Genomic DNA, 12,513 nt, shown 5'->3' with positions numbered 1-12,513 from the left:
AGCAGCAGCCCGGGGCCGGCGAAACACAGCAGGACGCCCAAGCCGGGCGCGGCGCCCAAGGAACCCGCGATCGGGTTCACCCGCGCCGGCGCGCTGTGGTCGTCCCTGATCGGCGGCTTCCTGATTCTGATTCTGCTGCTGATCTTCATCACCCAGAACACGGCGGAGACGCCCTTTACGTTCTTGGGCTGGCACTGGCGCCTGCCGCTGGGCGTGGCCATCCTGCTCGCGGCGGTGGTCGGCGGGCTGATCACGGTGGCCGTCGGCACCGCGCGAATCCTGCAACTGCGCCGCGCGGCCAAGAAGCATCACGCCGCGGCGCGCTAGGGCCTAACGGGGGAGCTTGGCGAGCTCCGCCAGCCCGCGCGAGATCAGCGGGGCCACGACCTCCGGCATGTTGTCGGAGTCCATGCCGCGAGCCTGGTCCGACATCCGCCGGCGGAAGTCGATGCCGGCCGCGATGATGGCCAGTTTGAAGTAAGCCAGGGCCATATAGAACTCCCAATGCGCCAGCGGCAAGCCGGCGACCAGCGAGTACCGGTCGGCCAACTCGTCGGCCGTCGGCAACAGCGGTGACGTCCAGGCCGCCTGCGCATTGACGATCAAATCCAGCGCCGGGTCGCGGTACACGCACATCAGGGCCGCATCCGACAGCGGGTCCCCCAGGGTGGACAGCTCCCAGTCGACGACGGCGCGCACCTTCGTCGGGTCGTCGAGGTTCAGGATGGTGTTGTCGATCCGGTAGTCGCCGTGCACGATCGACGTGCGGCTTTGCTGGGGAATGGCCTGTTGCAGACCGGAGTGCAGGCGCTCGACGTCGGCGTCGCGGCGGTCGTCGGGCAGCCGCACCAACGCCCATTGCGAACCCCACCGCCGCACCTGTCGCTCCAGGTAGCCGCTGGGCTTGCCGAAATCGGCCAGCCCCACGGCCTCGGGGTCGACGGAGTGCAGGTCGACGAGGACCCGGATCAGCGAATCGACGCAGCCCTCGATGACGGTGTGGCTGAGGGCTTCGAGCTGGGCGCGACGGCGCACCACCTGGCCGGCGACGAATTCGACGATCTGGAACGGCGCGCCCAGCACCGAGTCGTCCTCGCACAGCGCGATCGCGCGCGCCACCGGAACCGGTGTGTCGCGCAGCGCGGCGACGACTCGGTACTCACGGGCCATGTCGTGCGCCGACGGGGTTAGGCCGTGCAGCGGCGGGCGCCGCACCAGCCAGCTGGTCTCGTCGTCGTAGACGCGGAAGGTCAGGTTGGAACGGCCACCGGAAATGAAGTCCGCGCGCAGCTCACCGTCGCGTCCGATGCCGAGCGAACGCAGGTACCGATCCAGCGAGGCCAGGTCGAGGCCCTCGAGTTGGCCAGCTGAAGTCACCGAACTTGTTTACCACCTCTGATTTCGCGGCAGCAGGTCCCACACGTGCTCGACTCCGTTGACCCCCGCCACTGTCGCCTGACCGGATCGCGAGAACAGCAGCCGGGTGACCGACGCGTAGTCGACGGGGAACGACAACAGCCGGGACGTCCCCAGAATCTGGTGCAGCAGGACGTTGATCACACCGCCGTGGCTGAACACCGCGACCGTGTCGTCGGGATCGACGGAGGCGACGAGGTCGTCGACCGCCGCGCGCACCCGGGCGAGAAACGCGTCCTCGTCGACCGCGCTGGGCAGGTGGCCCTGGGCCAGGCGCGCCCACTCCTCGGGCATTTCCTCGCGGATCTGCTCGACCGGGATGTACAGCGGAAGGTCCCGGTCGTATTCCGCGAATCGGTCGTCGACCTCGACGGTGAGATCCCGCGCCGCCGCGACCGGTTCGGCGGTCTGGATTGCGCGCCGCTGGGGGCTGCTCACCACCCGGGAGATGGGAAACCGGTCCAGCGCCTTGGGAAGTCGCTCGATCTGTGCCAGCCCCTCGTCCGACAGGTCCGGGTCGGAGCCCTCGCCGTGTTCGCTGCGCAGCGGCAGCGCGTGCCGGACCAGAAGCAATTGCATGGGTGTGTTCCTGTCTGTGGTTGAGCGCGACGTGTTCATTCAAAGCATGCGGAACGGCCCGCGCAAAATAGGGCTCAGACAAATGCCGACCGCGAGGAGGACGAATGACCGAGCCGAGCAGGGATTGGGATGTGGCGTACCGGCAGGAGACGCCGCCACCGTGGAGCATCGGCCGGCCGCAGCCCGAGCTGGGGGTGCTGATCGACGAGGGCAACATCCGAAGCGATGTGCTGGACGCCGGTTGCGGTCATGCCGCGCTGTCGCTGGCCCTCGCCGCGCGGGGGTACACCGTGGTGGGCCTGGACAGCAGCGCCACCGCCATCCAGGCCGCTGCAATGGCGGCCGCGGAACAAGGACTGACCACGGCGACTTTCGCGCAGGCCGACGTCACGAACTTCCGCGGCTACGACGGCCGCTTCTCCACGATCATGGACAGCGGGCTGTTTCATGCGCTGCCGCCGGAGAAGCGCCAGGACTATCTGCAATCGATCCTTCGGGCCGCCGCCCCGGGAGCGGGGCTGTACATCTTGGCCTTTGCCACCGGCGCGCTGGGCGACGCCGACCACGGCGGACCGCGCGGCTTCACCGAAACCGAGTTGCGCGAGGTGGTCTCGACGCTCTGGCGGGTCGACGATCTGCGCCCGGCCAAGGTCTACGGCAACGCGGCCCCGTCCTCCGACGGGCCGCTGGCACATCTGGAGCACGACGATGAAGGACATTTCATGGCACCCGGGTTTCTGCTCACCGCGCACAAGCCGGACTGAGCCGAAAAGCCGAAGGTCGACGCCGAGAATGCTATTCTCCGCACAGAGAGCGGGGTGTGCGGATGACGACGGTGGGTCAGGACCGACTGGACGCGGGTGTTCTCGCCCGCTGGCTGGATGCGAACGGTGCGCCGGGCGACGGTGAGGAGCCGCGGCTGGAGCAGCTGAAGGGCGGTTCGCAGAACACGCTGTATCTGCTCGACCGCGGCGGCGAGCGGATGGTGCTGCGGATGCCCGGCGCCCGCGCCGATGCGGCGCGCATCGACGGCTTGCTGCGCGAGATCCGGCTGGTGCGTGCCCTGTCCGGCACCGACGTCCCGCACGCGGCGCTGATCGCCGCCGACGACACCGGCACCGTGCTCGGCATGCCGTTCTACGTCATGCAGGCCATCGACGGGTGGAGCCCGATGGACGGCGGGTGGCAGCCGCCGTTCGACACCGACCTGGACGCCCGCCGCGGGCTGGCCTTCCAGCTCGTCGAGGGCGCGGCGAAGCTGGGGCGGGTGGACTGGCGGGCTCAAGGTCTGGACGGCTTCGGCCGCCCGGACGGATTTCATGAGCGGCAGGTCGACCGCTGGCTGACCTTCCTCGACGCCTACAAGGTGCGCGACCTACCGGGCCTCGACGAGGCCTCGGAGTGGCTGCGCAACAATCGGCCCACGCATTACCAACCGGGCATCATGCACGGCGATTACCAATTCGCCAACGTGATGTTCGCCCACGGGGAGCCGGCGCGGCTGGCCGCGATCGTGGACTGGGAGATGACGACGGTCGGCGACCCGCTGCTGGACCTGGCGTGGTGCCTGCTGGGCTACGACGGCGAAAAGCCGCGCGCCGACGGGTTCTATCTCGACATGAGCGGCATGCCCACCCGCAGCGAACTGCTGCGGCACTACGAGGCGGTCAGCGGGCTTTCCACCGAAAACATCGACTACTACCTGGTGCTGGCGAATTGGAAGCTCGGCATCGTGCTGGAAAAGACCTACGCTGCGGGGGTGCACACCGGAAAGGTCGACCCCAAGGTCCAGGACGCCTTCGGGACGATGATCCCGCAGCTGATCGCGACGGCGGCCGCACTCGCGCGCTCCTTGCCCTCCGGGGGTCGGTGAAATGGGTTACGCGGACCGGCTTTTCGATCTCACCGAGCGGGTCGTGCTGGTCACCGGCGGCAGCCGCGGACTGGGCCGCGAGATGGCGTTCGCCGCCGCACGCTGCGGCGCCGACGTCGTGATCGCCAGCCGCAACATGGACAACTGCGTGACCACGGCCAAGGAGATCGAGGCGGAAACGGGGCGCTCCGCCATGCCCTATCAGGTGCACGTCGGGCGCTGGGATCAGCTCGACGGCCTGGTCGAAGCCGCCTATGACCGATTCGGCAAGGTGGACACGCTGATCAACAACGCCGGCATGTCCCCCCTGTACGACAAGCTGACCGACGTCACCGAGAAACTGTTCGACGCGGTTCTCAACCTCAACCTCAAGGGGCCGTTCCGGTTGTCGGCGTTGGTGGGTGAGCGGATGGTCGCGGCAGGCGGCGGGTCCATCATCAACGTGAGCACCGCCGGGTCGCTGCGCCCCACTCCCGACATCGTTCCCTACGCCGCCGCCAAGGCCGGCCTCAACGCCATGACCGAGGCGCTGGCGAAGGCATTCGGTCCGTCGGTGCGGGTCAACACGCTGATGGCCGGACCCTTCCTGACCGACGTGAGCAAAGCCTGGAATCTCGAGGCGGCCCACGGCAAGCCGTTTGGCCACCTTGCACTGCAGCGCGCCGGAGACCCGGGCGAAATCGTCGGGGCCGCACTGTTTTTGGCGTCGGACGCCTCCAGTTTCACCACGGGGTCGATCCTGCGCGCCGACGGTGGAATTCCCTGACGCGGCGATCGCAAGCGCGACTGAACGAGTAGGAGCATTCGAATGTCTTGGGACTTCTCCACCGAACCGGAATTTCAGCAGAAAATCGACTGGGTACGCGACTTCGTCCGCGAAGAGGTCGAACCCCTCGAGGTGCTGTTCCCGGGTTGCGAGTTCCTGCCGCTGAACGACGAGCGTCGCCGCATCGTCGATCCGCTCAAGCAGCAGGTGCGCGACCAAGGCTTGTGGGCACCGCATCTGGGCCCCGAACTGGGCGGCCAGGGTTTCGGCGCGGTCAAGCTGACGTTGATCAACGAGATTCTGGGCCGCAGCCCGTGGGCGCCGATCGTGTTCGGCACGCAGGCGCCCGACACCGGCAACGCCGAGATCATCGCCCGCTTCGGAACGCAGGAGCAAAAGGACCGCTACCTCGCCGGCCTGCTGTCCGGAGAGATCTTCTCGTGCTTTTCGATGACGGAGCCGCAGGGCGGCGCCGACCCGCGAGTGTTCCGGACTCGCGCGTTCCGCGACGGCGACGACTGGGTGATCACCGGGCGAAAGTACTTCTCCTCCAACGCCTCCGTCGCCTCGTTCTTCATCGTCGTCGCGATCACCGACCCGGACGTGCCCGTGCACCGCGGCGCCTCGACGTTCCTGGTGCCGGCCGGTACCGACGGGTTGACCATCGAGGCCACCCACCACCTGGTCGGCGCGCTGCCGCACGAACCCGGGCATTCCCTGGTGCATTACGAGGGCGTCCGGGTGCCGTCGGACGCGCTGTTGGGCGAACCGGGCCAAGGCTTCATGATCTTGCAGACCCGGCTGGCCGGGGGGCGGTTGCACCATGCGATGCGGTCGATCGGGGTGGCCCAGCGCGCGGTGGAGATGATGGCGCGCCGCGCGAAAAGCCGTTTCACGCAGGGCAGCTCGCTGGCCGACAAGCAGCTGGTGCAGGCGTTCATCGCCGACTCCTACACCGAGCTGATGCCGTTCCGGCTGGCGGTGCTGCACGCGGCGTGGCTGATCGACACCGCCGGGGAGCATGCGGCCCGCGCCGAGATCGGCGCCTGCAAGATTCTGGCGTCTCAGGTGCTGAAATCGATTGGACTGCGCGCTATCCAGGTGCACGGCGCGCTGGGCACCACGGACCAACTGCCGCTGGTCAACGTGCTGCTCGGCGGGGTGGCCCTCGGCCTGGCCGACGGGCCGACCGAGGCCCACAAGGTCAACCTGGCCCGGCTGCTGCTCAAACACTACGAGGCCGAAGACGCCGAGTGGCCGAGCGAACTGCTGGACATCCGCCGGGAGGCCGCACGCACCAAGTACGGCGGCCTCGTCAATCATGTTCCGGCGCTGCCCGATTCGCCGTGAGCAGCAGGGTGACCGCGGCGGTCGAGCGGGCGCTCGACGACCGCCAGCGGGAGGCTACCGAAGAGGTGGAGCGCATCCTGGCCGCCGCGGTCCGTGTCATGGAACGGGTCGCGCCGGAACCTCCGCGGGTGAGCGATATCGTCGCCGAGGCCGGTTCCTCGAACAAGGCGTTCTACCGGTATTTCGCCGGTAAGGACGATCTCATCCTGGCCGTCATGGAACGCGGCGTGGCCATCGTCGTGTCCTACCTCGAGCACCAGATGGCCAAGGAGCGCGAGCCCCGCGATCAGGTCGCCCGCTGGATCGAGGGCACGTTGGCACAGGTGGCCGACCCGCACCTGATCAGCCTGAGCCGGGCGGCCGCCGGACAGATGTCGGCCGGCGCGAATTGGCGTGCGGCGGATCAGGAGATGATGCGGCCGCTACGCGATCTGCTCGTCGAACCCGTTGCGGCGCTGGGAAGTGGCGATGTCGAGCGCGATGTCGAGGCCGTGTTCAGTTGCACCGCCGCGACCATGCGCCGATACGTGGGGTCGGCCGACCGGCCCAAGTCCGACGACATCGCACACCTGGTGGAGTTTTGTCTACGCGGTCTGGGGGTCAGTTGATGCGCGCCGTGGTCTGCCGTACCTACGGCAATCCGGAAGACCTGGTTGTCGAGGACGTCGACGACCCCGTTCCGGCCCCGGGGCAGCTGCTGGTGCGCGTGCACGCCGCCGCGGTCAATTTTCCCGACGTGCTTTTCATCGCGGGCAAGTATCAGGTGAAGATTCCGCCGCCGTTCATACCGGGCAACGAGATCGCCGGCGAAGTGATCGCCGCCGGTGCCGGCACGCCATTCCAGCCAGGGCAGCGAGTTTCGGGAACCACCTTCGGTGCGTTCGCCGAATTGGCGCTGCTGGACGCGAGCCAGGCGGAGCTCGTGCCCGACGACGCCGACTTCGCGTCGGCCGCCGCCTTCGGCGTGACCTACCGCACCGCGTACCACGCACTGCGATCGACCGCCGCAGTGGCAGAAGGCGATTGGGTCGTGGTGCTGGGCGCCGCCGGCGGTGTCGGGCTGGCCGCGGTCGACCTGTCCGTCGCCATGAAGGCGCGGGTGCTGGCGGCCGCCTCGAGCCCGGAGAAGCTCGAGCTGTGCCGGCAGCGCGGCGCCGAGGCGACCGTCGACTATGACCGCGAGGACTTGAAATCGCGCATCCGCGAGCTCACCGGCGACGCCGCCCGGGTGATCATCGACCCGGTCGGCGGGCCTTATGCGGAGCCGGCGCTGCGCGGGCTCGCGCGCGGAGGCACCTTCATCACCCTGGGCTATGCCGCGGGCGCAATACCGGCCATCCCGCTCAATCTCATTCTGCTCAAGGACATCTGTGTGCGCGGCATGGAGATCCGCACCTTCATGACCGACCACCCCGACGAGGCCATCCGCGACATGCGGGAGCTGTCGGAGATGTTCGCCGACGGCACGATCCGGCCGTACATCGGCGCGCGGTTCCCCTTGTCCGAAACCGCCGCCGCGCTGCGGCATGTGGCCGACCGGAAGGTGTTGGGCAAGGTCGTGATCGACGTCACGGCGTGACGATGTCGAAGCTCGGGTCCGGCTGATCGAGTACACCCAGGAAAGCCCGCAGCGCCGCCTGGTCGCCGGATATCTGTAGCCCGGGCGAGTCGAAGTCGCCCAGCGCCGCCGTCAGCAGCCGAGACTTGCCGGCCAGCTCGACCGTGACCGTCGCCGTCGCGGGGGCGGGCGCCGCCTTGCGGTACACGAGCACCCCGTTGCGCAGGGTGAGCCGGTAGTTGGCGGCCAGATCGGCGAAGGCGATGTCGATGGCGAGGTCGAGATCCCAGCTGCGTGGCCCGTCGACACGGATGGCGAGGCTGTCGAAGATATGCTCGGGGGTCAGCTGCAAGAGCATGGTGGGCGACGCGACCTGAGCCGCGGTGCCGAAGTTGCCGTCGCGCAATTCCGTTGCCCCACTGAGGAAGAAGTTGCGCCACGTGGCGTTCTCGGCACCGTAGGCCAGTTGCTCGAGCGTGTCGGCGAACAGCGCCCGGGCACCGATATGCCCGCTCTCGGTGAAGATCGCGTGATCCAGCAGCGTTGCCGCCCAACGAAAGTCACCGGCGTCGAACGCCGTTTGGGCCAGCTCGACGACCCGGTCGATTCCGCCCATCGCCGCCACGTAACGCGGCGCGAGGGCCTCGGGCGGATGCGGCCACAGTCGGGCCGGGTTGCCGTCGAACCAGCCCATGTAGCGCTGGTAGACGGCCTTCACGTTGTGGCTGACCGACCCGTAATACCCGTGGGTGTGCCAGGCGCGCTCGAGCGCCGGGGGCATTTGGAACATCTCCGCGATCTCGACCCCGGTGTAGCCCCGGTTGAGCAGTCGCAGCGTCTGGTCGTGCAAGTAGGCATACAAGTCGCGCTGCAGCGACAGGAAGTCGACGATGCTCTCCCGCCCCCAGGTGGGCCAATGATGGGAGGCGAACACCACGTCGGCGCGGTCGGCGAAGGCGTCGATCGCTTCGGTGAGGTAGCCGGACCAGGCGTGCGGGTCGCGCACCAGGGCGCCGCGCAGGGTCAGCAGGTTGTGCAGGTTGTGGGTGGCGTTCTCGGCCATGCACAGCGCGCGGAATCGCGGGAAGTAGAAATGCATTTCGGCGGGCGCCTCGGTGCCGGGCGCCATCTGGAACTCGATCTCCACGCCGTCGATGATGTGCTTCTCGCCGGTCTCGCGGATTTCGATGGTGGGGACGATGATCGCCACCTCACCGGTGGACGGCGCCTGGCCCAGCCCGCAGCCCACCTGGTCCCGGGGCCCGCGGGGCAGCAGCGTGCCGTACATGTAGGTCGCCCGGCGCGTCATGGCCGGGCCGGCGTAGACGTTCTCCTGGACCGCATGCTCGACGAAGCCCTCCGGCGCGAGCACGGCCACCGCGCCGGAATCCACATCCTCCTGTGAGGTGACGCCCAGCACGCCGCCGAAATGGTCGACATGGCTGTGGGTGTAGATGACCGCGACGACGGGACGGTCGCCCCCGCGGTGTGCGCGATACAGCGCCAGTGCCGCCGCCGCGACCTCCGTGGACACCAGCGGGTCGATGACGATGATGCCGGTGTCGGTCTCGACGAACGTGATGTTGGAAAGGTCGAAGCCACGGACCTGGTAGATGCCCGGAACCACTTCGTAGAGGCCTTGTTTGGCCACGAGCGTGGACTGCCGCCACAGGCTGGGGTGCACCGACGGCGGGGCGGGACCACCGAGGAAGGAGTAGGCGTCGTTGTCCCAGACCACGCGCCCGTCGGCCGCCTTGATCACGCATGGGGACAGGGCGGCGATGAATCCGCGATCGGCGTTGTGAAAGTCCGCGTCGTCATCGAAAGGTAGCGCGTGCGCGCGATGCGCCGCCTCGATGACCGCGGTGGGGGGTGTGCGCTCCACGCCAATACATTGCCACCAACGCACCCTTTCGCGAGGCGTTGCGGCGCAACTTGTCAGGTGGCCGACGAAGACAGGAACAATTAATCGGAACCGTAGGTGTTCGGCTCAGTTAACCCGCATACTGCCCCAGACGGCCCTCAATGCCGAGGGTCGCAACTTTCGGGCAAAGGAGAACATGTGAAGCGTGGACTGATGGTCGCGGTGGCCGGAGCGGCAGTTCTGGCCGCCGGAATTTCCGGCTGTTCCAGCAATAAGTCGAGTTCGGGCGGTTCGGGCACCAGCTCCGCGGTGAACACCTCGGCGGGCGCTGCCAGCGGAACCAAGGTCCTCATCGACGGCAAGGACCAGAACGTGAGCGGCTCCGTCGTGTGCACCACGGCCGGCGGCAACACCAACATCGCGATCGGTGGCGCAGCGACCGGCATCGCCGCCGTGCTCACCGACGCCAACCCGCCCCAGGTGAAGTCGGTCGGGCTGGGCAACGTCAACGGTGTGACGCTGGGCTACACCTCCGGGACCGGCCAGGGCAACGCCTCCGCCGAGAAGAACGGCAACAGCTACAAGATCACCGGGACGGCCACCGGGGTCGACATGGCCAACCCGATGCAACCGGTGAACAAGCCGTTCGAAATCGACGTCAATTGCTCTAGCTAGCTGAGGACGCGGGCGGTTGCCACCCGTTGAGTGGCAACCGCACCGTGAACTCGGTATGGCCGGGCGAGCTGTCCACGGTGATGGTTCCGTTGTGAGCCTTGACGACCGCGGAGACGATCGCCAGACCCAGCCCGGTGCTGCCCCCCTTGCGCGAGCGCGAGGTATCGCCGCGGGCGAAGCGCTCGAACACTTCCGACTGAAGCGCCGCCGGGATGCCGGGGCCGTTGTCGATGACCTGCAGCACGGTGTCCGCCGGCTCGGTGCTCAACCGGGTGGTCACGACCGTGCGGGCGCCGGTGTGCAGGCGGGCGTTGGCGAGCAGGTTGGCCAACACCTGGTGCAGCCGGGCCGCATCACCGGTGATGATCACGGGTTCCTCGGGCAGGTCGAGCTCCCACTGATGGTCCGGCCCGGCGACATGCGCGTCGTTGACCGCGTCGACCGCCACCCGCGACAGATCGACCGGCTCGCGTTCCAGCGGCCGGCCTGAGTCCAGCCGGGCAAGCAACAGCAGGTCCTCGACCAGGCGCGTCATTCGTTCGGTCTCGGAGGCCACGCGGCTCATCGCGTGCTCCACCGCCTCCCGGTCGTCACCCATGCGCTGGGTCAGTTCGGTGTATCCGCGGATCGCGGCCAGCGGCGTGCGCAGCTCGTGACTGGCGTCGGCGACGAACTGGCGGACGCGGGTCTCGCTGGCCTGCCTGGCCGACAGCGCGGCCGCGATGTGGTCGAGCATCCGGTTGAGGGCCGACCCGAGTTGGCCGACCTCGGTCGAGGGGTTGGCGTCGGATTCGCGCACCCGGAGCGGGAGTTCGACCTCACCGCGGTCCAGCGGCAGGTCGGCCACCCTGCTCGCGGTCTGCGCGACGCGGCGCAGCGGCGCGAGCGCCCGCCGGATGATGACGACCCCGGCTATCGTCGCGGCCGCCAGCGCGATCACGGTGACGATGCCGAAGATGATCAGCATCCTGATCAGGGTGGCATCGACGTTGGCCATCGAGAGCCCCGTCACGATGGTGTCGCCCCCGTTTCGGCTCGGGGCGGCGACCACCCGATAGCGGCCGAGGCCATCCAGGTCCACCGTGACCGGCACGCGGCTGTCGGCGATCCGCTCCAGTTGGTCCTGGGCGGTCGGGGTCAGCGCGGCCCGGGTGCCGCTACCGGTCAGATAGCCGGCGCCGACCGTTTTGCCGTGGTTGATCACCGCGGCCACCATGCCCGCCGGCTGACCGGGGGCGTCCAGGAATCGGGGGCCGGGGCCCGGCCGCGGGTAGTAGGAGTGCTCGCGCCGCCAGCCCGGACGGTTCGGTTCGGGGTACATCAGCGCCGAACGGAACGACGTGCCGGCGAGTTGCCCGTCGAGCTGCTTGACCAGATGGTGGTTCAGCGCCAGCTCGGTCACCGCGGTGATGCCGACGCACACGATGGCCAGCACGACGATCTGCCCGACAAGCAACCGCAGCCGCAGGGACCAGGCCCGCCCCGGGTCAGCGAGCCGGCTTGAGGACATAACCCGCGCCACGCAGCGTGTGGATCATGGGGTCGCGGCCGTTGTCGATCTTCTTGCGCAGATAGGAGATGTAGAGTTCGACGATATTGGACCTGCCGCCGAAGTCGTAGCTCCACACCCGGTCGAGGATCTGGGCCTTGCTCAGCACGCGCTTGGAGTTGCGCATCATGAATCGAAGCAACTCGAACTCGGTGGAGGTCAAGGCGATTGGCTCGCCGGCACGGGTGACCTCGTGACTGTCCTCGTCCAGCACCAGATCGCCGACCACCAGCTGCGCGCCGCTGTCCACCGTCGTCACTCCGGTGCGTCGCAGCAGCGCCCGCAACCGCAGCACCACCTCTTCGATGCTGAACGGTTTGGTGACGTAATCGTCGCCGCCCGCGGTCAACCCGGCGATGCGGTCTTCCACGGCGTCCTTGGCCGTCAACAGGAGCACGGGCAGCTGCGGGGTCTCTTCGCGCAACTTGTGCAGGACATCGAGCCCGCTCATATCGGGGAGCATCACGTCGAGGACGACCACGTCGGGGCGTTGGGCGCGGGCGGCGGCGATGGCCGACGCCCCGTCGCTCGCGGTCGCAATGTTCCAGCCCTCGTAGCGCAGCGCCATCGACACCATTTCGGCGAGCACCGACTCGTCGTCCACGACCAACACGTTGATCGGGTTGCCATCGGCACGACACATGACTACCCGCTCGACGGAGGATCGGGGCTGGGTCACAAGATCCAGTATGCGCACCGCGCTGAGCCGCCGCTATGGCCTACCTTTGCGCCCCCTGTGAATGGGATCGCGGGGGGGGGCCGCCCGGGGGCGGGGGGGGGGGTGGGGGCGCGGGGGGGGGGACCAAAACCCCCCCCCCGCGCCCGGGGGGGGGCGGGGGGCCCGCAAAAAAACACCCCCCGCCCGGCGCCGGCCCCCCACCCC

The 12,513-nt window shown here is 68.4% G+C and carries 13 protein-coding genes; 8 read left to right on the top strand and 5 right to left on the bottom strand.

The window, feature by feature from the left end:
• The coding region (locus A5750_RS06395) for a lipopolysaccharide assembly LapA domain-containing protein (RefSeq protein WP_197505370.1) at positions 1-327 on the top strand (327 nt) is incomplete at its 5' end.
• A gap of 3 nt (positions 328-330) precedes the next feature.
• Here A5750_RS06395 and A5750_RS06390 read toward each other — a convergent pair.
• Positions 331-1,377: a phosphotransferase family protein gene (locus A5750_RS06390; protein ID WP_067261675.1), complete on the bottom strand. Its 1,047-nt coding sequence runs from the start codon at positions 1,375-1,377 to the stop codon at positions 331-333.
• Between the two features lie 9 nt (positions 1,378-1,386).
• Positions 1,387-1,995, bottom strand: coding sequence for a histidine phosphatase family protein (locus A5750_RS06385; protein ID WP_067261673.1), 609 nt, complete (start codon positions 1,993-1,995; stop codon positions 1,387-1,389).
• Between the two features lie 104 nt (positions 1,996-2,099).
• Between A5750_RS06385 and A5750_RS06380 the strand changes: the two genes are divergently transcribed.
• The 6 genes from A5750_RS06380 (at position 2,100) to A5750_RS06355 (ending at position 7,563) form a co-directional block, all read left to right on the top strand.
• Entirely contained in the window at positions 2,100-2,759 is a 660-nt protein-coding gene (locus A5750_RS06380) for a class I SAM-dependent methyltransferase (protein ID WP_066954940.1), read from the top strand.
• A 62-nt stretch (positions 2,760-2,821) separates the two neighbouring features.
• On the top strand, positions 2,822-3,868 hold the full coding sequence (locus A5750_RS06375; protein WP_066954944.1) for a phosphotransferase family protein: 1,047 nt from the start codon (positions 2,822-2,824) through the stop codon (positions 3,866-3,868).
• A gap of 1 nt (position 3,869) precedes the next feature.
• Positions 3,870-4,634: an SDR family NAD(P)-dependent oxidoreductase gene (locus A5750_RS06370; RefSeq protein ID WP_066954947.1), complete on the top strand. Its 765-nt coding sequence runs from the start codon at positions 3,870-3,872 to the stop codon at positions 4,632-4,634.
• Positions 4,635-4,676: 42 nt separating this feature from the next.
• A complete protein-coding gene (locus A5750_RS06365) occupies positions 4,677-5,984 on the top strand; it encodes an acyl-CoA dehydrogenase family protein (protein ID WP_066954950.1) in 1,308 nt (435 codons plus the stop codon).
• The gene (locus tag A5750_RS06360; protein ID WP_066954953.1) at positions 5,981-6,592 is read left to right on the top strand and encodes a TetR/AcrR family transcriptional regulator; all 612 of its coding nucleotides are present in this window, start codon (positions 5,981-5,983) and stop codon (positions 6,590-6,592) included. The genes A5750_RS06365 and A5750_RS06360 overlap by 4 nt, the downstream gene beginning before the upstream one ends.
• On the top strand, positions 6,592-7,563 hold the full coding sequence (locus A5750_RS06355; RefSeq protein ID WP_067261671.1) for an NADPH:quinone oxidoreductase family protein: 972 nt from the start codon (positions 6,592-6,594) through the stop codon (positions 7,561-7,563). Before A5750_RS06360 ends, A5750_RS06355 begins: the two co-directional genes overlap by 1 nt.
• On the opposite strand, the gene A5750_RS06350 is transcribed toward A5750_RS06355, so the two are convergent.
• Positions 7,553-9,427 (bottom strand): alkyl/aryl-sulfatase, encoded by a 1,875-nt coding sequence (locus A5750_RS06350; protein WP_067261669.1) that lies wholly within the window; start codon positions 9,425-9,427, stop codon positions 7,553-7,555. The two genes, A5750_RS06355 and A5750_RS06350, sit on opposite strands and share 11 nt — an antisense overlap.
• A 177-nt stretch (positions 9,428-9,604) precedes the next feature.
• On the opposite strand from A5750_RS06350, the gene A5750_RS06345 reads away from it, so the two are divergent.
• The gene (locus tag A5750_RS06345) at positions 9,605-10,081 is read left to right on the top strand and encodes a lipoprotein LpqH (protein ID WP_066954962.1); all 477 of its coding nucleotides are present in this window, start codon (positions 9,605-9,607) and stop codon (positions 10,079-10,081) included.
• Here A5750_RS06345 and A5750_RS06340 read toward each other — a convergent pair.
• Together A5750_RS06340 and A5750_RS06335 are read right to left on the bottom strand one after the other, a co-directional pair.
• A complete protein-coding gene (locus A5750_RS06340) occupies positions 10,074-11,591 on the bottom strand; it encodes a cell wall metabolism sensor histidine kinase WalK (protein ID WP_067261678.1) in 1,518 nt (505 codons plus the stop codon). The two genes, A5750_RS06345 and A5750_RS06340, sit on opposite strands and share 8 nt — an antisense overlap.
• Positions 11,569-12,273 carry a response regulator transcription factor gene (locus tag A5750_RS06335; RefSeq protein ID WP_066954966.1) on the bottom strand — a complete coding sequence of 235 codons (705 nt, stop codon included), beginning with the start codon at positions 12,271-12,273 and terminating at the stop codon, positions 11,569-11,571. The genes A5750_RS06340 and A5750_RS06335 overlap by 23 nt, the downstream gene beginning before the upstream one ends.
• Between the last annotated feature and the right edge of the window lie 240 nt (positions 12,274-12,513).

The organism is Mycobacterium sp. 852002-51613_SCH5001154, from assembly GCF_001667425.1.
GTDB lineage: Bacteria > Actinomycetota > Actinomycetes > Mycobacteriales > Mycobacteriaceae > Mycobacterium.
This window is presented reverse-complemented; position numbering and strand designations above follow the sequence as displayed.

Coding starts and splice junctions, on each gene's coding strand:
- A5750_RS06385 (WP_067261673.1), bottom strand. CDS start 1,995: ATGCAATTGCTTCTGGTCCGGCACGCGCTGCCGCTGCGCAGCGAACAC.
- A5750_RS06380 (WP_066954940.1), top strand. CDS start 2,100: ATGACCGAGCCGAGCAGGGATTGGGATGTGGCGTACCGGCAGGAGACG.
- A5750_RS06375 (WP_066954944.1), top strand. CDS start 2,822: ATGACGACGGTGGGTCAGGACCGACTGGACGCGGGTGTTCTCGCCCGC.
- A5750_RS06370 (WP_066954947.1), top strand. CDS start 3,870: ATGGGTTACGCGGACCGGCTTTTCGATCTCACCGAGCGGGTCGTGCTG.
- A5750_RS06365 (WP_066954950.1), top strand. CDS start 4,677: ATGTCTTGGGACTTCTCCACCGAACCGGAATTTCAGCAGAAAATCGAC.
- A5750_RS06355 (WP_067261671.1), top strand. CDS start 6,592: ATGCGCGCCGTGGTCTGCCGTACCTACGGCAATCCGGAAGACCTGGTT.
- A5750_RS06340 (WP_067261678.1), bottom strand. CDS start 11,591: ATGTCCTCAAGCCGGCTCGCTGACCCGGGGCGGGCCTGGTCCCTGCGG.
- A5750_RS06335 (WP_066954966.1), bottom strand. CDS start 12,273: ATGTGTCGTGCCGATGGCAACCCGATCAACGTGTTGGTCGTGGACGAC.